The 23,102-nt window shown below is 38.0% G+C and carries 18 protein-coding genes; 6 read left to right on the top strand and 12 right to left on the bottom strand.

All coding sequences use genetic code 11. The annotated features are described in order from the left end of the window. From ND855_RS16840 to ND855_RS16785, 12 genes are all read right to left on the bottom strand, one after another. Positions 1–969, bottom strand: a complete 969-nt coding sequence (locus ND855_RS16840) for an alpha-E domain-containing protein (RefSeq protein ID WP_135594965.1) — start codon at positions 967–969, stop codon at positions 1–3. Positions 970–978: 9 nt separating this feature from the next. After that, a complete protein-coding gene (locus ND855_RS16835) occupies positions 979–2,403 on the bottom strand; it encodes a circularly permuted type 2 ATP-grasp protein (protein ID WP_265359427.1) in 1,425 nt (474 codons plus the stop codon). Positions 2,404–2,580: 177 nt separating this feature from the next. After that, a complete protein-coding gene (locus ND855_RS16830; protein ID WP_265359282.1) occupies positions 2,581–3,330 on the bottom strand; it encodes an SDR family NAD(P)-dependent oxidoreductase in 750 nt (249 codons plus the stop codon). Between the two features lie 24 nt (positions 3,331–3,354). Then, on the bottom strand, positions 3,355–3,921 hold the full coding sequence (locus tag ND855_RS16825; RefSeq protein WP_135594961.1) for a YqgE/AlgH family protein: 567 nt from the start codon (positions 3,919–3,921) through the stop codon (positions 3,355–3,357). Next, positions 3,921–4,883, bottom strand: coding sequence for a Gfo/Idh/MocA family protein (locus tag ND855_RS16820; protein WP_265359281.1), 963 nt, complete (start codon positions 4,881–4,883; stop codon positions 3,921–3,923). The genes ND855_RS16825 and ND855_RS16820 overlap by 1 nt, the downstream gene beginning before the upstream one ends. Positions 4,884–4,907: 24 nt before the next feature. Beyond that, positions 4,908–6,035: a molecular chaperone DnaJ gene (gene dnaJ, locus ND855_RS16815; RefSeq protein ID WP_135594957.1), complete on the bottom strand. Its 1,128-nt coding sequence runs from the start codon at positions 6,033–6,035 to the stop codon at positions 4,908–4,910. Between the two features lie 22 nt (positions 6,036–6,057). Beyond that, positions 6,058–7,992: a molecular chaperone DnaK gene (dnaK, locus tag ND855_RS16810; protein WP_265359280.1), complete on the bottom strand. Its 1,935-nt coding sequence runs from the start codon at positions 7,990–7,992 to the stop codon at positions 6,058–6,060. Positions 7,993–8,015: 23 nt separating this feature from the next. Continuing rightward, the gene (gene grpE / locus ND855_RS16805) at positions 8,016–8,588 is read right to left on the bottom strand and encodes a nucleotide exchange factor GrpE (protein ID WP_265359279.1); all 573 of its coding nucleotides are present in this window, start codon (positions 8,586–8,588) and stop codon (positions 8,016–8,018) included. 11 nt (positions 8,589–8,599) lie between these two features. Continuing rightward, the gene (gene hrcA / locus ND855_RS16800; protein WP_108960429.1) at positions 8,600–9,631 is read right to left on the bottom strand and encodes a heat-inducible transcriptional repressor HrcA; all 1,032 of its coding nucleotides are present in this window, start codon (positions 9,629–9,631) and stop codon (positions 8,600–8,602) included. A 145-nt stretch (positions 9,632–9,776) separates the two neighbouring features. Continuing rightward, a complete protein-coding gene (locus tag ND855_RS16795) occupies positions 9,777–10,694 on the bottom strand; it encodes a sensor domain-containing diguanylate cyclase (protein ID WP_265359278.1) in 918 nt (305 codons plus the stop codon). Further along, on the bottom strand, positions 10,687–11,886 hold the full coding sequence (locus ND855_RS16790; RefSeq protein WP_265359277.1) for a glycoside hydrolase family 172 protein: 1,200 nt from the start codon (positions 11,884–11,886) through the stop codon (positions 10,687–10,689). Before ND855_RS16790 ends, ND855_RS16795 begins: the two co-directional genes overlap by 8 nt. Before the next feature lie 37 nt (positions 11,887–11,923). Further along, the gene (locus tag ND855_RS16785; protein ID WP_265359276.1) at positions 11,924–12,394 is read right to left on the bottom strand and encodes a hypothetical protein; all 471 of its coding nucleotides are present in this window, start codon (positions 12,392–12,394) and stop codon (positions 11,924–11,926) included. Positions 12,395–12,424: 30 nt separating this feature from the next. Between ND855_RS16785 and ND855_RS16780 the strand changes: the two genes are divergently transcribed. From ND855_RS16780 to ND855_RS16755, 6 genes are all read left to right on the top strand, one after another. After that, positions 12,425–14,977, top strand: a complete 2,553-nt coding sequence (locus ND855_RS16780) for a [protein-PII] uridylyltransferase family protein (protein WP_265359275.1) — start codon at positions 12,425–12,427, stop codon at positions 14,975–14,977. Between the two features lies 1 nt (position 14,978). Next, the gene (locus tag ND855_RS16775; protein ID WP_265359274.1) at positions 14,979–16,607 is read left to right on the top strand and encodes a glycoside hydrolase family 13 protein; all 1,629 of its coding nucleotides are present in this window, start codon (positions 14,979–14,981) and stop codon (positions 16,605–16,607) included. A 266-nt stretch (positions 16,608–16,873) separates the two neighbouring features. Continuing rightward, on the top strand, positions 16,874–17,227 hold the full coding sequence (locus ND855_RS16770) for a hypothetical protein (protein WP_265359273.1): 354 nt from the start codon (positions 16,874–16,876) through the stop codon (positions 17,225–17,227). 91 nt (positions 17,228–17,318) lie between these two features. Beyond that, a complete protein-coding gene (locus ND855_RS16765) occupies positions 17,319–18,431 on the top strand; it encodes an efflux RND transporter periplasmic adaptor subunit (RefSeq protein ID WP_265359272.1) in 1,113 nt (370 codons plus the stop codon). 10 nt (positions 18,432–18,441) lie between these two features. Beyond that, positions 18,442–21,642 carry an efflux RND transporter permease subunit gene (locus ND855_RS16760; RefSeq protein WP_265359271.1) on the top strand — a complete coding sequence of 1,067 codons (3,201 nt, stop codon included), beginning with the start codon at positions 18,442–18,444 and terminating at the stop codon, positions 21,640–21,642. 1 nt (position 21,643) lies between these two features. Then, the gene (locus ND855_RS16755; protein WP_265359270.1) at positions 21,644–23,071 is read left to right on the top strand and encodes a TolC family protein; all 1,428 of its coding nucleotides are present in this window, start codon (positions 21,644–21,646) and stop codon (positions 23,069–23,071) included. Positions 23,072–23,102 lie beyond the last annotated feature (31 nt).

Below are 23,102 nucleotides of genomic sequence, written 5' to 3'. Positions count from 1 at the left end.
TTAGTTGGTAAAAAATCGTTCCACAATCTTCGATCCGATTTGATTGAGTTCAATTTGAATATCATCCAGATATTCGTGTAATCCTTTGTCAAAAATGGATTTGATATTTTCAGATCGTAATCTATTTAAATAAACTGTTGTTGCATCTTGGGCAGAATTTCTAGGTAAACCTTCTTTTAATCCTGAAATTTTTTCCAATGCTTCTTGCATCTCTTGGATACAAAAGATAATCGATCGAGGGAACGTATCGTTTAAGATTAAAAACTCTGCAATGTCCGTAGGATCGATTTTTTTATACCTACGGTTATACATTTCATGTGCACTTGCTGATTTCAATAATGATAACCATTGTAATAAATCCAATGTAGATCCAACATCATGGACTGATGGAAGAAGGATAAAATACTTCATATCCAAGATACGTGTGGTTTTATCAGCGCGTTCTAAAAATCTTCCTAATAAAGAAAAATTCCAAACTTCATCATGAGAGATAGTTGCATCCGAACATCCATAAAAACTTTGGCAACTTTTGCGAACTGTACTTAAAAAGTCCGAAAGTCCCATAGACAATGTATCTCCATGTTCTCCATTTGTTTCCAAATAAAGTTTACGATAGTCTTTTACATAAAGGTAAAATTCATTTAATACTTCCCACATCGAAGTTGAAATATTTTCACGTATCGTACGGGCATTTTCCCGTGCTTTTGATAAACATTGGAAAATAGAATTCGGATTCTCTTCATCAAAGGTCATAAATCGAATCACGTTCACAGGAGAGGTTTCTGAATATTTTTTAGCAAATAATTCATAATCACCAGTAGTATGCACTAAAGGTAACCACTGGTTTGGAACTTCTTCATTTAAATCCAAAGACAATTGATGATTGACATCGATAAAACGGGAATAGTTCTCCGCCCTTTCAATGTACCGATTCATCCAAAAAACAGATTCGGCAACTCGGCTTAACATAAAAACACCTTATCCTAAAACCCAGGTGTCTTTTGAACCGCCTCCCTGGGATGAATTCACAACTAAAGAACCTTTTCGTAATGCTACTCGCGTTAATCCACCAGGCATAACGTAAATATCTTTACCGTACAAAATGAACGGTCTTAAATCCACATGTCTCGATTCAATTTTATCTGAAATTAATGTTGGAACTGTTGAAAGATTTAAAACTGGTTGCGCGATATAGTTTCTTGGATCCGCTTTGATTAATTCCTTAAAATCTTCCTGTTCTTGTTTAGAAGATTTTGGCCCAATGATCATGCCATACCCACCGGCTCCATTTGCAGCTTTGACAACCAAATTATGGATATTATCCAAAACATACTTTAGATCCGAATCTTCTGAACATAGATACGTTGGAACATTTGGAATGATAGAATCTTCACCTAAGTAATATTTAATGATCTTTGGCACATAAGAATATATTACCTTATCATCCGCTACACCAGTTCCTGGTGCATTGGCAAGGGCAACATTTCCTCGTTTATAAGCTTCAAATATCCCTTTGACTCCAAGTAAGGAATCTTCACGGAAACTGGATGGATCCATAAACGTATCATCGATTCTTCGATACACTACATCTACTTTACGGAGACCTTTCGTTGTTTTCATGTAAACTTTATGGTTTTCCACTACAAGATCCGATCCTTCCACCAAATACACACCCATCTTTTGGGCTAAAAAACTATGTTCATAATAAGCGGAGTTATATACACCTGGTGTCCATACAGCGATCACTGGATCACTGACATCTGTTAGATTTTCTAACATAGAACGTAAGTGATAAGGATAATCATATACTTGGCGGATGTTTAATTTTTCAAAAAGTTCAGGAAAGGTTCGTTTCATCACTTCACGATTTTCCAATACATAAGAAACACCAGAAGGGCAACGTAGGTTGTCTTCTAATACATGAAATTTACCTGCTCCATCACGAACGAGGTCAGTTCCTGTAATATGAATCCAAATGTCTTTCGGTGGTTTTAATCCAATACATTGTTTTAGAAAACCAGTACTAGACTCTATGATATCCCGCGGGATAATTTTATCCTTAAGAATCTTTTGTTCGCCATAAATATCATTTAAAAATAAATTCAGTGCAAGGATCCTTTGTTTTAATCCTTTTTCAATATTAATCCATTCCTCACTTGGTACAATTCGAGGAATGACATCAAAGGGCATAATTCTTTCTTGTTCGCCACCATCACCATACAACGTAAAGGTGATCCCTAGTGACATTAATGCACGTTCGGCGGAACTACTCCGTTTGAGTAATTCAATCCCACCTAAACTTTCCATTTTTGTTTTCACAAAATCATAACTTTTACGTGGAAATCCTTCATTGGAAAACATCTCATCATAGATATTTTTTGCGCTATAGTCTGCGATAAACATGGGTTGGCCTCTGCTAACATAAGTAGCAATATTTGTACCAAATGGAAAAAATGTCGGGAAACCAGGAGTTTCTGCCCTATCCGACATAAGAAACTAAAATAGAAGTTTAGTTACGCTTAATTAATAAGCAACGAGAGAGGAAGGGAGAAAGGAGTGTGTAAAATCTCTACAGAATGATTAATCTTCTGTTAAAAGACCAGAGTGAGAAGGTGAATTTTTCGTTCTTTTCTCTTCTTTTAAGCGAAATCCATAATAGAAACTGCGAAAAAATTGTGAAAAAGGCAAAAATTTAAGAAATTGTACCTGAAACCAAAGTTTCCAAGTTTCATAACGAGCTCGTTTTGGTCTCAAAATCGACTGAACCACTTTTTTTGCCAATTGGTTGGGATTTGAGTGGGTTGGTACATCTGCCATCACTCGTGAGAATTGGAATGATTTCCCTATTTGTTTGCGATAAGAATCCCAAAAATAATCAAAAGCGAGTTTGGAAGAACCATACAATCCATAACCAGGAGTAGGATAAATGGAAAGATTAGAACTAACAGAAATGATATGAAGCCCAACAGAGATAAGGTTTGTCAACTTTTGAATTGCAAAAATGGGTCCGAGAGAATTTGTTTGGAATAAATATTTTAGTTGGTTCCAATTTTCCTTATCATCTTCTGCAAATGTTACTTGTTCAGAATTGATGATAAACACATCTATTTTATCTAATGTTTCAATTGCGGATTCAATTAATCTTTCAATCTGATCTGGTTTTGAAGGATCAATTTTGTATTTTTGTAAATTTGCATGATTGGGAATTTCTTCAGGAGTGATATCCCCAACAACTACCAAAGCACCTTGGGAAAGTAAATTTGATAAAAGTTCCTTTCCTAATTCAGATGATCCATTGGTTAATACAATTTTTTTAGAAGCAAGTTTCATAATTGTTGAGTGATGATACTATATTTAGTTAAGGGAAGGATCTTTGGTATGGTCTACAAAGTATTTGTAAATTCCACCTTTACTTCGAAGTGCTTCTCGCCAAATCGATTCGGAATCATCTTCGTTAAATACAATGGAATCATCTACCAAATCAGAAACTACCCAAGACAACCTATCAAATTCACTTTCCAATTGTCCAGACGACCAACCTGCATAACCTTGTAAGACACGAAATTGGATTTGGTCAGAAGATAAAACTTCTAACATTGTATCAAAACTTCGAGCCATATAAATCCCTGGAACCACTTCTACTCCTGGATCCGCTGTTTGTTTTCCATTATGTAAAATAGATACAAACAAATTGTCTACTGGACCACCAGCATACACTGGTTTGTTGGCATGAACAGTATCCGGTAAGTTTTTGATGAGTGATTCCATGGTTTGATCAGTAGGTTTGTTTAACACCAGACCAAAGGCCCCGTCGTCATCATGGTCTACCATAAGGACAACGGATTTATGAAAAAAATCCTGAATCACACTGGAATTGGAAATGAGTAACTTTCCGCGCGTTGAATCAGGATGATCTGTCATTATTTTTTGCCGTGAATTTCTTCTAAGATACGATATGCCACTTCTAATGTTTTAATATCGGAATCACCTTTCACCATCGGTTCGGATTCTCCTTTAATACATTTTACAAAGTGTTCGTGTTCTTGTTTAAGAGGGTTATCTTTGTGAACAAAGATTTTTTCCACAATGGATTCTTGTCTGTATTTGATTTCTCCACTACCCAGTTGAGTTGTTGAACTTGCTTGTCTGTGGAGTTCAATTTCTTGGTTTGTAAAATCTAAAAATACATACGAATCTTTTTGGGAAATGTTAAGAGTTCTAATTTTTGCCTGAGAAGAACGAGAAGCATTGAGCGAAGCAACACAACCATTTGCAAATTGTAAAACCACACTCGCAATATCCTCATGGTTCGAAACAACAGAAGATCCAACAGCTTTGACTTCTGTCACATCTGATTTTACTAAGTTGAGAACAATGTCGATATCGTGAATCATCATATCGAGAACCACACCAACATCAGTAATTCGACTATTGTAGGGAGCGATCCGTCTCGATTCAATGAGGATTGGGTGTTCAGCAATTTTACCTAACTCAAGTACCGCACCATTAAATCGTTCTACGTGACCTACTTGCAAAATCAAATTGTTTTGTTTTGATAAGGTTACGAGTTCTTTCGCTTCTTCGACTGTTTGGGAAATTGGTTTTTCTACCAAAACATGTTTTTTTTCAGTAAGCGCCTGTTTGGCGATTTTGTGATGTAAGAAAGTTGGTGCTGCAATGATGATTGCATCCGCTTCTTTCAACAATTCTTCAATCGTTCCAAATGCCTTTGTTTTATGTTTCTCAGCAATTTGTGTGGCACGTTCCGCATTGGCATCAAATATACCGATGAGTTCTGCATCGGTTAATTGTTTGGCAACGTTTACGTGGTACTGACCCATATGGCCCGTACCAATGACTCCGAGTCGGACTTTTTTATCCATAGATGCTCTCAATATTTTAAAGGTTTAGCGGAAAAACAACTTCGATTTTCCCCCGCTGCCGACCTTTTCGCCGGACTCACGAGCAAATTCTTCCATCAGTTCTCTCTGTTTTTTAGAAAGTTTCTTAGGAATTTCGACTTTGATGATCACATGTTGGTCCCCTTTTCCATAAGAACCGAGGTATGGAATTCCGTGTCCTTTCAAGCGGAAAATTTGTCCACTTTCCGTCCCTTCTGGGATTTTCAATTGGATGGTTTTTCCATCAATGGAAGGCACTTCAATCTCTCCACCAAGGCAAGCCATGGATAAAGAAATGGATTTTTGAACGATGAGGTCATTTCCTTGGCGTTCAAACGTTGGGTGTTTTTTAATATGAGTGACTACGTATAAATCACCACTTGGGCCTCCGTTTGGACCGGATTCCCCTTCGCCGGAAACTTTAAGTCGGCTTCCCGATTCTACACCCGCAGGGATTTTGATATGTATGGTTCGTCTTTTCTCTGTTAGGCCCTCACCTTTACAAGTCTTACAAGGATTGGAAATGACCTTTCCCTTTCCTTTACAACGTGGGCAAGTGGTTGTCACACTAAAAAATCCTTGGGTTCTTCGCACTTGTCCCGTTCCAGAACAATCTGGACAAACAGTTGGAGAAGATCCTTTGGATGCGCCTGAACCCGAACAATCAACACAGGTTTCGAGTCTTGGAATTTCAATTTTATATTCTTTTCCAAGAGCAGCATCTTCTAAACTAACCTCTAAATTATAACGGAGATCTGATCCCCTTTGAGGACCAGATCTTCTTCCACCACCGCGGCTACCGCCACCACCTCCGCCTCCAAAAAATTCACTGAAGATATCACCAAAATCTCCAAAGATATCCGAGAAGTCGGTATAAGCTCCTGCTCCATACCCTCCTCCTGCACCCGCATTTACACCAGCTTTTCCAAATTGGTCATAAGCTTGGCGTTTTTGCGGATCGCGTAACACTTCGTAGGCTTCTGTTGCCTCTTTGAATTTTTCTTCCGCTTCTTTATCACCCTTATTTTTATCAGGGTGATATTTGATGGCTAACTTACGATAGGCGCTCTTGATCTCATCATCAGAGGCACCTTTCGAAACGCCTAATACTTCGTAGTAACCACGGTCGCTCATTGTTTTTCTTCTTTATCTTTATTTATTTTTTGTCTTCATCAACGACAGTGTAATCAGCATCGACTACCTTCTCGCCACTTGCATTGGAACCAGCAGTGCCTTGGTTTGCACCCGCACCAGCTTCTGCACCAGGAGCTCCTTGTTCAGGACCTGCTTGGCTATAGATTTTTTGTCCAATTTGCATCGCAACTTGTTGGATCGAATCTCTAGATGCTTTCATACGTTCGAGGTCACCAGATTCCATTGCTTCACGGCCGCGTTTGATTTCGTCCTGAGCTCTTTGTTTTTCTGATTCATCGAGTTTGTCAGCGGATTCACCGATGGTTTTTTCCAATTGGTAAACGATTGCTTCCAATTCGTTTTTAGTGTCAGCAGCTTCGCGAAGTTTTTTATCTTCTTCAGCGTGAGCTTCTGCATCTTTTACCATCTTTTTAATTTCTTCTTCAGAGAGTCCGGAAGAAGATTCAATGCGAATCTTTTGTTCTTTACCAGTTCCCAAATCTTTTGCAGATACATGAACAATACCGTTTGCGTCGATATCAAAAGTCACTTCGATTTGTGGAACTCCGCGCGGAGCAGAAGGAATTCCTACTAAGTCAAAACGACCAAGTGTCCTGTTGGCACTTGCCATTTCTCGTTCCCCCTGTAATACGTGAACGGAAACGGTTGTTTGGTTGTCTGCCGCAGTGGAGAATACTTGGGATTTTCTTGTAGGAATGGTTGTGTTTCTTTCGATGAGTTTTGTCATCACACCACCAAGAGTTTCAATTCCAAGAGAAAGTGGAGTAACATCGAGTAACAATACATCTGTTACATCACCAGCAAGAACACCACCTTGGATCGCCGCACCAACTGCTACCACTTCATCAGGGTTCACAGATTTATTTGGTTCTTTCCCAAAAATTTCTTTTACAAGTGCTTGGACTGCAGGGATACGAATGGATCCACCCACAAGGATGACTTCATCAATTTCACTAGCAGTAAGACCTGCATCTTTTAATGCATTGATACATGGAATACGAGTTCTTTCCACAAGAGATCTTGTGATTTCATCAAACTTTGCTTTGGTGAGAGTCATATCCAAGTGTTTTGGACCAGACGCATCAGCCGTGATGAATGGAAGGTTGATCTGAGTGGAAGATGTTCCAGACAACTCAATTTTAGCTTTTTCAGCAGCTTCTTTCAATCGTTGTACTGTGTTTTTATCTCCAGAAATATCAATTCCAGTTTGTTTTTTGAATTCGTCAATCATCCATTGCATGACCACGTTATCAAAGTCGTCTCCACCAAGATGAGTGTCTCCATTTGTGGATTTTACTTCAAATACACCGTCACCAAGTTCAAGGATCGAAACGTCAAATGTTCCACCACCTAAGTCGTATACAGCGATCTTTGCATTGGTTTTTTTCTTATCAAAACCATAAGCAAGAGCCGCAGCAGTTGGTTCATTGATGATACGTTCTACTTCTAGGCCAGCAATACGACCAGCGTCTTTAGTTGCTTGTCTTTGTTCGTCATTGAAGTAAGCAGGAACAGTAACTACTGCTTTTTTTACTTCATGACCAAGAAAGTCTTCTGCTGTTTTCTTCATTTTTTGAAGGACACGAGCTGCAATTTCTTGTGGAGTGAATTCACCAGATACGGTTTCAAATTTTACACCATCATTTCCAGCACGGATCACTTTGTATGATACCATCTTTGCTTCATCACCAGCTTCGTTAAAACGACGGCCGATAAAACGTTTCGCAGAACGAATTGTATTTACCGCGTTTGTGATTGCTTGGTTTTTCGCAAATTGTCCAACAATGGTTTCACCCTTTGCTGTAAAAGCAACAATCGAAGGAGTGGTTCTTGCCCCTTCAGAGTTTTGAATGACAACGGGATCTCCACCTTCCATAACCGCCACACATGAGTTAGTGGTTCCTAAATCGATACCTATGATTTTTTCCTTAGACATAGTCTTTCTCCTTCTTACTTATATTAACTTTGTGGTTTTCCCACTTTCACACGTGCAGGACGAATTGATTGTTTGTTTTCACCTTCTTCGTGGTAATAACCAGCTTGGTAAGTTTCGACAACAGTCTCTTCAGTAAATTCTGCACTTTCCTCGGAAGCAATTGCTTCCATTAGCATCGGGTCAAACGGCATCCCTTTCGGATCTAGTCGTTTGATTCCTTCTCTTTCCAATACGGAATAAAATTCCTTTTGTACCATCTTGATGCCTTCTACGAAAGCAACCACTTCAGGTGTTTGGTTTGGAACATTCGAAACTCGTTCCAAATTATCCAATGCACCTGTCAGTCCTTCTGCAAACTTCTTGATGGATTCTTTCCTAGCATTTAACAAATCGTTAGCAGTCCTTCGTTTGTAGTTTTGAAACTCCGCACGTTCTCTTAGCCAAGAGTCCTTTAAAGATTCGATTTCTTTTTTTGCACTATCGAGTTCTTTTTCAGCACCCTCTACTGCTTGTTCAATGGCCTCATCTGAAATGGTCTGCCCTTCATCGACTTGCACATTTTGATCTTCTAGGGATTGGTTCGTTTCTTCTGCCATTTCGCCTCCTACTACCTACTCAATTTCGTTATCATTTCTGAAACTAACTTTGAAGTGAATTCAATCAAAGGTAATGCCTTGTTGTAATTCATCCTCTGTGGACCTATGATTCCCATGGAACCGATCCGTTTTTCACCCATACGATAATTCGTTGTGATGATGGTAACACCACCTAACTTTTCATTACCGTCTTTTCCAATAATGGTATACACACCATCCATCGGAACATAATCACTAAAAAACTCTTTGAGGAACTGTTTTTCATCGAATAGATGCAGGATGTTTTCTAATTGTTCCTCTTCATCCTTAAAGTTTTCGTATAAGTTTTTTAATCCATCGATATACAAGTTATCAACAGACATACTATCTGTTCCCATTGCTCTCGCAATTGATGGAGCGAACAAAGAAAATCCTTCCGGGCCTTCTTTTTTCAACATCATCTGAGGGATCAGATTACTTTGAATTTCATGAACATCAAAACCTTTTACGTTATCATTCAAATACCTTGAAATTTGGTACAGACTCTCTTGTGAGATGTGAAAATCGAAAAATATATTTCGATTGAGCACAGTTCCAGACCGCATAACAAGGATCATAAGAACTTCTCCTCCATTTACATGGATGAGTTCTATATGCTTTAATGTGTCGAGAGATCCTTCCGGACCTAATACCACACTTGCCGATTGCGAAAGAGAAGCGAGTACCTTGGAGGTTGCAATGAGAACCTGGTCCAAACGAAATTGCATCCGAAGATACTCTTCTTGGATCCTTTGTTTTTCACGCATTGTGAGCTCAAAAAGCGTCACAAGGCTATCCACATACAACCGATACCCACGTTCTGTTGGCACCCGACCACCCGAAGTATGCCGAGCTACAATGTAACCCATGTCCTCGAGTTCTGCCAGACAGGAACGAATGGTGGCTGGTGATAGTCCGATATCGTACTTTTCAGAAAGGGTTTTGGAGCCGACAGGTTTGTTGTCTGAAACAAACTCCTCAACCAATGCTTTCAAAATGGAACGATGTCTAGGGGAAAGATCCATAGCCTCCAAGCACTTCCTTTAGCACTCTGATGATTAGAGTGCTAATCTATGCTTAAAGTTTACGAATTTCCGTTTTTTTCGTCAAGCAAGATGTCCATCCCAGTTGCGAATTTTAGCAGACTTTCTGGGAAACTGCTAAAATTTTTCAGACTGGGTAGACTTGGATCTGATTCCGGCCGTTGTTTTTAGCTTGGTAGAGGGCAATGTCAGCAAACTTCAGAACTTCCTCTGGTTTTTGGATAGGGTGTACCTTGGTGTACCCAATGCTCAAAGTGACGTTTAGATAGTAGTTATCAAAAATAAAAAAGCGGTGTGTTTCGACCGATTCGCGGAGTCGGTCAAGGACGATGGTTGCCCCTTCTGTGGTAGTGTCTGGCAATATACACCCAAATTCCTCTCCACCAAGCCTTCCCACTGTGTCCTCTTCCCTGAGGCAATCCACAAAGATATTGGCCATTTTTTTGAGTACTAAATCCCCAATGTCGTGTCCGTAGGTGTCATTGATTACTTTAAAATGGTCTATGTCCATTACCGCAAGTACCGATTCCCGGTTACGGCGTTTGACTGTTGCAATGGTTTTTTGGAGGGTGTCTGCGAAGGAACGACGGTTTGGTAACATCGTGAGTTCGTCCATATAGGCCAAACGTTTCAAACTATTGATGAGTACATTTTTTTGTTCTTCTAAACGCCTACGTTCTCTCACATCACGGATGATTGCAGCATAGTACTCTCTGTTCTCTTGGTGGATGGTAAAAGCACGAATTTCCACGGGAATGGTGCCTTTTGGTTTTGTGATGAGTTCTAATTCTTTTAAAAATCCTGCAATGTAATGTGCTTCGTTGGAACTAACAAAGGATTCTATAGAAGTTTGTTCTCCTTTTTCATTCGGTGGGAATAAATAAGAAAATGATTTCCCCAACAATTCTTCTTCTGAATAACCAGTTAACGATTGTAACGCTATGTTACTAAATAATATCTGTTGGTTTGTGTCTAAAACGACAATTGCATCGATGGATTGGGAAACAATTTCCTTAGCCAGTGTTTCTGTATTAAACTCATTCATTTCCCCAAATTTCCCCATTACCTTTTTCACTTCGGAATGAATCCCGCCATTTATGGATATGACGAAAATTGATCTCAGGTTGATTCACCCTAAATTCTTTTTTCGGCAAAACCTTCATTGGTTTTGGATTCAGACTCTGATACCAATAAGCAACAGAGATCAAATCTAAGGTCAAGGAATTTGCATGACCATGTTCCAATAAGAATAGGAAATTTTTTTCAAAACGAATGGGGGATTCTACCCAAAATCGATACAAATGGGTTCTGCCCAACCATCCAATTGAATCGGAAACCCTAGGGTATCCAAAATAAGGATGCATAAACACTTCTTTCGGTGACCAAGCTGTATTAAATACATCTTCGGTTCCTGTTCCTTTTAGTGTAGCAGTTGTTTGGTTTCCATCTATAAAAATTAGATCATCTCCTTCGCCATACCACAGAGGAGTAGGAGAATCCACATATAAATTAAGTCCAATGAATTGGCCTTTTCCTTCAGTTTCGAGGACAGAGAAGTAGTTTTCTTTGATAAATTTTGTTTTTTCAGTTTCCCCAAGCAATCCCCATTCATTTTCCCTTTGGTTCGAAGTGTTCGGTTTGGTGATACTTCTGTTCCATTGAGCATGGAATCGTAAAGGGGAATCGAGAGGTGATTTCCATTCTTCATAATCAATGTAAAAGTAAAAATTACTAATATCCTCATCTGATTCATTTTCGATTTGAATTTTCGCACTTGATTCAAATGGCATAGGAAAGTAAGAGTTCATTGACTTTCCTTTTTTGGGTGCTGCGACAAGTGGTAACGAATTGAGTATGTATTCTTCTCCCCAACCTTGTCCAAAAAATTCACCTAACGGAACCTCTACGGATGGAAAAGAATGATTGTCCCAATACATACGAATTACAACATTTTTCCGTGCCATAGGGTCTTTACTTGCCAATGTCATCCAAATGTGTTTGATCACCCCACGACCTTTGATTTCAGCAATCGTGATGGTTGACTTTTTTGGAATTTTGATAAAATCATCATTTCCATTTGTTGGATCTGCACTTGAAATCCTTTTGTTTTGGTAGGTTTTTTCCTTCCAAATGGAAGACTCCCAGCCGTCACTGAACAAAGGATTGGTGAAGTTAAATCCAAAAACAAACAATAATACCCAAAAACGGAATCCAAATGAAGTTTGATTCGTAACCATATTGACCTAACTTTAATAAACTATTTCTATTGAAGGATTAAAAGCGTTTCACAAACCAAAGAAAAATTCCCGCTTGGACAATTGACTGTAAAAAAATTTCAAATAAAACATACAGATGAATCGAAAGGGTCACTTCAGAAATCATAAATACCATCCCTTCCAAACTTCCTACAGAAGGTGAAATTGCTGCCAGTCCACCTAAAACGGTTCTCATCCATACCAATACAAACATTTGTTTGTTGAAAGATTGAGTTTGGAACCAGTCCCAAATCAGATGTAAAAAACTCACAATCAATAGAGCTTGGAGGAGTAAGGTTGGAAATAACCAAGTCATCGCTCTTGACCAAGCAGCACCATCACTCGATGTAACCAAAAAAAGAGGAAACACGGCCAAATCACCTTCATAATACTCTTTCATCACCAATTGAAAGTATGGGATGGAGACAAGGAGATAAGCCAAAAGATGGCTGAAAATAAACTGAATTGTGATTTTAATCTTCGGATTCATGTTAAAGTTGTCCAATAAGGTAATCTTTACATGATGAAATCAGAACTCAAGGCAAAACTGCAACGGACCTTTCCAAAAGCCAAAACAGTCTCTTCAGGAAGGTTGTTCACCCGTCAGTTGAGTAACCTGATCGATGATTCCTTACGACAAGTTTTCTTGGAAGTGTCAAACGGAATCCCCATAAAAGATCACCTTTGCCTCATTGCAGTAGGAGGTTATGGTAGAAGGGAACTCGCACCTCATTCGGATATTGATTTATTATACCTTCATGATGGAAAACTTTCAGACAAAATCTTAAGTGAAATCATTTCCAAAATCAATACGTTCTTATATAACAATGATAAGGAAGTCGGTCATAGTTGCCGTACAATCAAAGAATCATTTTTATACTTAAACCAAATCGAAACCTACCACGCTGTACTTGATGCTCGTTTTCTTGTAGGTTCGGAAGTTTTATTCCAAAAATTCAAAAATGAATTCCTCGGTAAAATTCCTGAAAAAACCATCAAAGAATACAATGAATGGAAACTTTCTTATCTCAGAGAAAGAATTATCAATTCTTACAATCCAATTTTACTTTCAGAACCCAATATTAAAAACGATCCATTAGGACTTCGTGATATCCAACAAATGTATTGGATCGAAAAAACAAATCCACTCGCTGATAGTGCTGATGGTGGGATTTTCGATTTTTATTTAATTGGTGATAGTTTAACTCTACTCTCAGCTTACGATTTTTTACTCTTAACAAGATCAGCTCTCCATATCATCAGTGGTCGTAAAAATGACAGATTAGATTTAAGCTTACAAGCAGAAGTTGCTGAGTTTTTAGGATTTGGTCCTAAGAACGAAATTAAAACCTTAGAACGTTTTATGAGCCAATTTTATAAAGCGCAAAAGGATGTTTATTTTTATATTGGAACCTATTTGGATGAGAAAACCAATCTGAATAAAAAACGAATCCACAAAGAACTTTCCAATCCAGATACTTTATACGATGACATCATTCAATTTTTCAGCGAATCACAAAAAAACGAAGAGGAACCATCTCGAATCGATTTAAACGAAATCCGTTTTGCCTCTCATTTTCTCGATGATGATTTCAAAAACCAAAAATCGGTTTTGGATTGTTTTATGGAGATGTTACGCCACAAAAAGCGAATTGGGCATACGCTCACACTCATGCATGAATGTAACGTGCTAGGAAAACTCATTCCTGAATTTGGAGCTTGTACCAACTTTCCACTGTTTAGTTACCACCACCAATACACTGTCGATGAACATACATTGCTCATATTACGCGAGCTAGATGTATTAATTGCTGATTTATGGGAAGACCCACAAGTGCAAGATGTATTTAATTCTTGTGAAAAAATTGAAATTTTGGCTCTAGCGATCCTCATTCACGATGCTGGGAAAGTAAAGGAAGGTGACCACTGCCAATATGGTGCCGAACTTGCTCTCATCATCGCAGAAAGGTTCCGATTTTCAGAAGAAGATACAGAACTCTTACGATTTTTGGTAGCGGAGCATATTATCATGTCTGAGCTCTCGTCCAAACGAGATATTTATGATCCAAATTTAATTTCTTCGTTTGCAAAACAATTTTCTAATGAAAACACTTTACGTTTGTTATATGTACTGACAATCATTGATACAAAATCAGTTGGCCAATCAGTCCTCACTAACTGGAAAAAGGAAATTTTACATTTTTTATTTACATCCACATTAACATACTTACAAAACAAAACCAATCGACCTGACAACCAAGAGCGAATTGAAAGTACACTCGAAAACTATCTAATCGAAAAAGAAGGACTTACAACAGAACAAGCGGAACAAATTGTTTCATTTGGGATGCAAATTCGTCCCACTTCATATTTGAACTATAATACCCCACGCAGGGTATACCAACATTTTGTATTTTTACATGAATGGATACAATCAGGTTCTACGTTTCGATTAATTTCTGAAAAAGAACCGGCGTTTGTTACATTGTCTCTATTTGCTAAGGCAGACAAACGAATGTTACTGTATCTATCAGGAATTATTTCCAGTCTTGGATTAAATTTAGTAGGACTCAGATTATTCCGAAGCGAAAATGAACATTTGATCCTACAGGCGCAAATCACTGATGAATATGGTAGTGGAGAGATCGCCGAACCACAGATAAACGAAATTGAGTCCACTCTTGCTGATTGTATTGGGGGGAAAGTGAATATTGAAGATTTGGCTTCCACTACCAATATTTGGAAAACTTTGCCACAAATTCCAGAAGGAATGGTAGAGGAACTTGTTAAGTTTGCAAATGATTTATCAGATACTTATTCTGTATTAGAAGTGAGAGTTCCTGATTCAATTGGATTGGTGTATCGTATTCTCAAAACTTTAATCGATTTTGAATTGGAAGTAATCTTTGTTAGAATCTCAACAAGTGCTGATTTTGCATATGACTCCTTTCACATCCAAACAAAAAATGGTAAAAAAATAGAAGATACTGGTCTACTCCTTTCGATTAAGGAAAAAATTCTCTCTGTAGCAAGAGTCAAAGAAAACCAAGGTATCATGGAGATTAGTTTTTAATATGGCATGGTGGAAAGAAGCAGTTATCTATCAAATTTATCCACGTAGTTTCCAAGATTCCAATGGGGATGGGATCGGAGACCTAGAAGGAATCATCCAACGATTGGATTATTTAGCAGGTTCCAAAGACTCACTAGGTATCGATGCTATTTGGTTTTCTCCTGTTTATCCTTCTCCCATGTTTGATTTTGGATATGATATTTCAGACTATGAAGAAATAGATCCCGTTTTTGGAGATATTCAGACCTTCAAACGCCTGCTAAAGGAAGCTCATAAACGAGGGATTCGCATTATCATGGATTTGGTAGTCAATCATACCTCCCACCTCCACCCTTGGTTTATTGAATCCAGATCATCTGTCAACAGTCCAAAACGAGATTGGTACATTTGGAAACAAGCAAACCACAATGGACCACCTAATAATTGGTTGGGTGCATTTGGCGGATCTGGTTGGGAATATGACAAACGTACTGGCGAATATTATTTTCACTCTTTTTTAAAAGAACAACCTGATCTCAATTGGCGTAATCCAGATGTGGAAGATGCCATCTTTCGGATGATGAAATACTGGCTCGATATGGGAGTAGATGGATTCCGATTGGATGTTGTCAACTTATATGTAAAAGATGAATTCTTTCGAAACAATGCTTCTTATTTTATGAAAGGTCCAAGACCTTACGACAAACAAGTGCATACATATGATCGTGACCGACCTGAAATGCATGGAATTTTAAGAAGGATGAGAAAACTTTTAGATTCATATTCCGAAAAACGTATGTTTGTTGGTGAAATCATGCAAGATTTCCCTGGAAATGTTTTACTTCCTGCTACCTATTGTGGTCGAAATGATGAACTTCACCTTGCCTTTAATTTTATGTTTTTATTTTCACCTTGGAAGGCGGAACGATTTTACCAAATTGTTAAGGACTTTGAATCAGCTTTAGGGGAAGATAATTGGCCAAACTATACTTTATCCAATCATGATTTTCCACGGCATATCACTCGTTACGAAAAGGGTGATGAGACTTTGGATCGTGCCAAACTTGCCGCCTGCATGATGTTAACCTTACGCGGAACTCCTTTCTTATACTATGGAGAGGAAATTGGTATGAAACGCCAAAAAGTCCCATTTAATAAAATCCAAGATCCAGTTGGAAAACGGTATTGGCCATTCCATCCTGGACGAGATCCGGAACGTATTCCAATGCCTTGGGATGGATCCGATACAACAGGTTTTACAACTGGCAAACCTTGGCTTCCACTTTATGAAGATTCAAATACACTCAATGTTGAATCTCAAAAACAGGATCCCAATTCTCTTTTTTTCACATATAAAAAACTGATTCAGATACGAAAGGAACGAAAATCACTTCGAAAAGGAAAACTAAAAATCCTCTTGAGTGACGACAAACAAGCGCTATACTACAAAAGGAGAGATGGAAAAGAGGAGACATATATATTTTTGAACTTCTCATCCAAACCAGTTCGAGTTTCTTACCCAAGAAAATGGAATCTGAATCAAATTTTATTCAGCTCTAAAAATCGAAACGCATCTTTTGAGTTAGAAAAGGAATTGGATACCGGCGATTTGATTTTGCACCCAAATGAAGCAGTTATTTTTGCAAAATAAATTAGAGCCATACACGATTAGCGACTGAATTGGTTTCATCACATAACAGGAATTGCAAAAAGATCCCGCGTTCCACTGCATTCTTTCCTACTTTTTTTACCATTCGTTGTCTAATGAATAGAGGAAAGGATTTCCGCTACAATCGATACTTCGACACAGGCAGTGTGAATGGTGCAGTGGATTTGTTTTTAATTGAGACTTAGAACTGTTCGCTTAAACTGTTGACAATAATCGATTCGGGAATTCGCTGACATTAGATGCGCTTGATGATGGTAAATACATTGATAAGTCGATTGGCAATTTTGCTACTCTCCTTTGTATTCATCAGTACTAATACTGAGGGGTATGTTTCCCATCACGACACCTACCAAAAACACCAAACTTACAAACATAGTAGTTTATACGATTTTACTTATGTCATTAAGGAAGTCAGTGAAAACAGTGAGGAAGAGGCTGAGATTAATTCCCACCGTGAGAATGAGTTAAATCATTCCTTCGCATTTTTCCTTAAAATCTCACTTGTATTTGATACTGAACTAAAACCAGTCCTATTCTCTTTTCCAAATTCATTTTTAGCCAAAAATAGCGTTAAAGACCGCGCACCTCCCACACTCACTTAACATAAATTTTTTCTCGGAAGATCGCAATTCAAATTGCGTTCGATGATTTTTAAAATTTTGCCTAACAAATGTTAGACAAAGTGGGGACACAATGAAACTTCTCAAAGGGCTCAAGCACTCTTTCACCTCAAAGATACTGGTTACAGTATTTGTATTAACATCTTTTCTTCAAATGAATTGTCATTCAAAGAACCATGAAGATAAAAACGCACTCATGGCGACCTATCCTTGGAAACAAGATGTGATCATTGATAAAAACTACGTAGCGCAAGTGAAGGCAATCCAACGTATCGAAATCAGAGCATTCGAAAAAGGATATCTAACCCATATCTATATGGATGAAGGTAAGATCGTAAAAAAAGGTCAAAAACTTTTCCAAGTAATGCCGATGTTAGTTACTGCTCAATACGAAAAAGCAAAAGCAGAATACGAATCAACACAAATCGAATTTGAGAATACTGAGAAGTTATTCAAAGAGAATGTTGTTTCCCAAACAGAATTATCTCTTATCAAAGCTAGACTGAAAAAAAATAAAGCAGCTATGGAATTGGCGCAAGTTCATTTAAATTTGGCAACTGTAACTGCACCTTTCACTGGAATCACAGATCGTTTCCAAGTGCGACTTGGAAGTTTAGTGGAAGAAGGAACTTTATTAACTACAATCTCTGACATTTCAAAACTTTGGGTTTACTTCAATGTTTCTGAAAAAGATTATCTTAACTTTTCCAATGCGCGAAGATCAGGGGACAAACCATTAAAAGTAAAATTCTTAATGGCTAATGGTGAATACTTCAATCACGAGGGAATTGCTGACACAATCGAAGGAGAATTCGATAGTGAAACAGGTACCATTCCTTTTAGAGCAACATTTCCAAATCCGGACAGATTATTACGTCATGGAGAAACAGGAAACGTTGTAGTGAAAGAAAATTTAAAAGAAGCCTTACTCATTCCACAAAAGGCTACTTTTGAAGTATTAGATAAACGCTATGTATACACAATATCAAGTAAAGGTAATTTAAAATCGACAGAGATAAAAATCTCAAATGAAATTCCTCACTTGTTTGTAGTAGAATCTGGTATCACTGACAGCGACATCATCCTTTTGGAAGGACTTGGTAAAGTTCATGATGGTGATATTGTAAAATTTAACATCGAAACTCGTGAGAACGTCATGAAAAGTTTCGAGTTACAGGCTCACTAGGAGATACTGTATGTTTACAAAATTTCTCCAGAGACCCGTTCTCGCCATAGTTATATCCGTACTAGTTGTGTTCGTCGGATTAATTTCGATTAAGAACATACCAGTCTCACAATTCCCTGAAATTGCACCTCCTCGTGTAACGATTACTCTATCATTTCCAGGTGCCAGTGCACAAGTATTAGTCCAATCTACGATAACAACATTGGAACAAGCTATCAACGGGGTTGCAGGAATGAGATATATGATTTCTTCCTCCACAAGTTCTGGAGATGCAATCATACAAGTTTTATTCGATCCTGGAACAAATCCAAATGATGCCTTAGTACAAGTGAAAACTAGGGTAGACCAAATGATGTATCGTGTGCCAGAACTCGTACGTTTGGAAGGTATATTTGTCCAACCTGTCCAACCAAGTATGTTATTGTATGTAAACTTATACAGTAAAGATCCAAATGCGAGTGAGAAGTTTTTATACAACTATGCGACAGTGTTTTTACTACCTGAATTAAAAAGGATTCATGGTATCGGACAAGCTAAGATCTTAGGAACAAGACAATATGCGATGCGCGTTTGGTTAAATCCAGATAGAATGCGTGCTTATAATGTGACAACTGCTGAAGTGATGAAGGCAATTGAAGACCAAAGTATCATTGCTAGACCTGGAAGACTTGGCCAAAGTTCTGGAAAACAAGCACAATCATTAGAATACACTCTCACTTACGAAGGTTGGTTTAACGAACCTGGCCAATATGAGAATATCATCATCCGTGCTAAAAATGGTGGTGAGTTACTTTACCTCAAAGATATTTCAAAGGTTGAACTTGATAGTGAGTTTTACAATATTTACTCCGATGTGGACGGACATCCTGCAGCGGCGATTATGTTCAAACAAACGGAAGGCAGTAATGCCAAAGTTGTAATTGAAGACATCAAAGCAAAACTTGAAGAGTTAAAACAAACTTTTCCACCAGAAATGGATTACAAATTAAGTTATGATGTATCGAACTTTATCGATGCAGCCATCGAAAAAGTAATTCATACATTAGTAGAAGCCTTTGTTTTAGTAGCCATTGTTGTCTTTATCTTTTTGGGAGATTGGCGCTCGACGTTAATTCCTATCATTGCAGTTCCAGTATCCCTCATCGGTGCCTTTTCCTTTATGATGGCATTGGGACTTACCATTAACCTAATCACTTTGTTTGCGATGGTTCTTGCGATCGGTATTGTGGTGGATGACGCCATTGTTGTTGTGGAAGCAGTCCATGCGAAAATGGCCGAAGACCATTTGAGTGTTTATTTATCCGTTAAAGCAGTATTAGGCGAAATTAGTGGCGCCGTAATTGCGATTACTTTACTCATGACAGCAGTATTTGTGCCTGTTACATTTTTACCAGGTCCTGTTGGGGTATTTTATCGTCAGTTTGCGATCACAATGGCCACTTCAATTGTGCTTTCTGGAATTGTCGCTTTAACATTAACGCCTGTCTTAACGGCGATGATTTTAAAACCTCATACTCATAACAAAAAATCACATAACCCAATTGATCTATTCTTAGAGAAATTCAATTTTTACTTTGAGATCCTCACAGAAAAATATGTGAGCCTAATGCACAAATTTTCAGGTTCGAAGGTATTTATTGTTTCCTTACTACTCTTCTTTGCGGTTGGTTTTGTTTTCTTATCGCAGTTGGTGCCTGCAGGGTTTGTGCCCGGTGAAGACCAAGGTATGATCTACGCTGTGATCCAAACACCACCGGGATCAACCATTGAAAAAACAAATGATGTCGCAAGAAAACTCCAAGAGATTGCTTTAAAAATTGAAGGTGTTGATTCGGTCGCATCACTTGCGGGATACGAAATCTTAACAGAAGGTGAAGGATCCAACGCAGGAACATGTCTCATCAGTTTAAAAGATTGGTCGGAAAGAAAAAACTCAGTTCATGATGTAATGGAAGAGCTAGAGCACAAAACTAAGAATTTTGGTGCCATTATCGAATTCTTTGAACCACCAGCAGTTCCTGGATTTGGTGCAGCAGGTGGAGTTATGTTTCGATTATTGGATAAAACCAATAGTGGAGATTACACTGCCTTCGATAAAGTTCACGTAGAGTTTATGGAAGAGTTAAAAAAACGTGAAGAACTAACAGGTCTTTTCTCTTTTTACTCAGCAAAATTTCCACAATTGGAAGTGAAACTTGATCGAAAACTTGCGATGCAAAAAGGCGTCAACATTGGTGATGCAATGGACAACTTGGACATCCTCGTTGGTAGTACGTATGAACAAGGATTTATTCGCTTCAATCAATTCTTCAAAGTATACGTTCAATCAGCACCTGAATACCGAAGATTACCAACTGATATCCTAGGTTTATTTACTCCGAATGACAAAGGAGAAATGGTACCATATTCTTCCTTTTTGTCCCTCGAACAAAAACAAGGTGCCAATGAGATCACAAGGTACAATGCTTATACATCTTCCGTAATCAACGTTTTACCTGGCGATGGTTACACAACTGGTGATGCCATTGATGCAATTAGAGAAGTAGCTAAAAATCTTCCAAAAGGATTTGAAGTAGGTTGGGAAGGACTTTCTTATGATGAAGCCTCTCGCGGAAATGAAGCCATATTCATTTTCATAGTTGTGATTGTGTTCGTATACCTCGTGTTATCTGCACAATATGAAAGTTTCATTATTCCTTTCTCAGTTATTTTTTCACTCCCTCCGGGAATCTTTGGTTCCTTCTTCTTGTTACGATTGTTAGGTCTAGCTAATGACATTTATGCCCAGATTGGTATGATCATGTTAATTGGATTACTTGGTAAAAACGCCGTATTGATCGTAGAGTTTGCAAGGCAAAGACAAGAATCAGGACTTAGTGTGTTTGATGCAGCGTTAGAAGGAGCAAAAGCAAGGTTTAGACCAATTTTGATGACTTCATTTGCCTTCGTAGCTGGTTTGATTCCTCTTGTTGTAGCAACAGGTCCAGGTGCGATTGCCAATCATACGATTGGTGCCTGTGCATTGGGTGGTATGTTATTTGGAACTGTCTTTGGAGTCATCGTAGTGCCCGGACTCTACATTATCTTTGCAAACATAGCTAAAGGCAAAAATCTAATTTACCATGAAGACAACATGCCACTATCAGAGTCAGACAGAATGTATGAAACTTCTGAATTGGAACGTAAAAAATCCAGGAAAGGAAAAAAATAAGATGAAACGAATCTTAATCATATTCTTAGTTTTATGGAATGTTTCCTGTATTCCTGCTCTTTATGAAAGAGATAAGGAAGATTTAAAACTTCCAGAACAATTTGAAAATTGGGAATCTTCCGAGAAAGCTCAGAAGTTACAAACCGAAATTTGGAACCAGTTTTTTAACGAACCACAATTGATATCATTAATCGACACTGCGATCGAAAACAATCAGGAACTAGCTGTACTAGAACAAGAAATTAGTATCGCGAACAACGAAGTGTTTTCAAGACAAGGGGAATATTTACCAAAATTATCTCTCCAAGCAGACGGTGGTTCCGAACAGAAAGAGAGATTTAGCACACCTAACGCCAATTCACCGACATTATTTGCCCATGGTGGGCTTGTAATGAGCTGGGAAATTGACATTTGGAAAAAATTAAGAAATGCAACGAAATCCGCTTACCTACTTTACCTCGCGAGTATTGAAGGTAAGCGGTACGTTGTTACCAATTTAGTTGCTGAAATTTCAGATACGTATTTCGAGCTAAAATCCCTTGATAATCAATTAACTTTAATTGAAAACTATATAGAAGTTCTCTCTAAAGTAAAAGAGATGGTCGTATTACAAAGGGAAGCTGGTAGAACGACTTCGTTGGCAGTAAAAAGGTTTGAAGCGGAAGTAGCAAAAAACCTTGCTCGTAAATACGATATAGTCCAAAGAATAGCTATCACTGAAAACAGACTTAATTTTCTTTTGGGACGTTTCCCAGAACGAATTACTAGAAAGTCTGATGACTTTTTGGAAATTACACTCCCGGAAATTCAAAAATCTGTTCCTGTTGATCTTTTAGAAAACAGGCCCGATATCAAACAGGCAAGTTTGGTTTTAGAATCACGAAAATTAGACATTGAAGTAGCAAGAGCAAGATTTTATCCTTCACTTAAGATTGATGGGAATATTGGATATGAAGCATTTAATTCCAAACATTTTAAAGGAACACCTGTTTCGTTAGCTTATGGGTTAGGCGGTGGTATCATCGCACCACTCATCAATCGAAAGGCGATCGAAGCAAATTATGCAACAGCAAACAACCTACAAATCCAAGCCATATACAATTATGAAGTTTCACTTCTAAAAGCATTTACGGAAGTAACAAATCAAATTGTGAAAATCAAAAATTTATCACAGAAGTATGATGCAAAGAATAAACAGGTTCAAAATCTAAGAGAGTCCGTTGAGATTTCGAACATTTTATTTAAAGCGGGTAGAATTGATTACATTGATGTTTTGTTTAGCCAAAGAGATTTTTTAGAAGCCCAAGTCGAAGCACTTGAACTAAAATACAATCTATTAGAAGCGAATGTTGGATTGTATAAAGCACTTGGTGGTGGATGGCGTGGACAAAAAGAAATGGATGCTGAAAGGAAAAATGGAAGTTTTTAGTTTAAAATTCTAATTTAATCACTTTGCTTAG

Origin of the sequence: Leptospira paudalimensis (genome assembly GCF_026151345.1) — a bacterium.
GTDB classification, from domain to species: domain Bacteria; phylum Spirochaetota; class Leptospiria; order Leptospirales; family Leptospiraceae; genus Leptospira_A; species Leptospira_A paudalimensis.
Note: the sequence above shows the minus strand (reverse complement) of the source record. Positions and strands in the feature narration are given on the sequence as shown.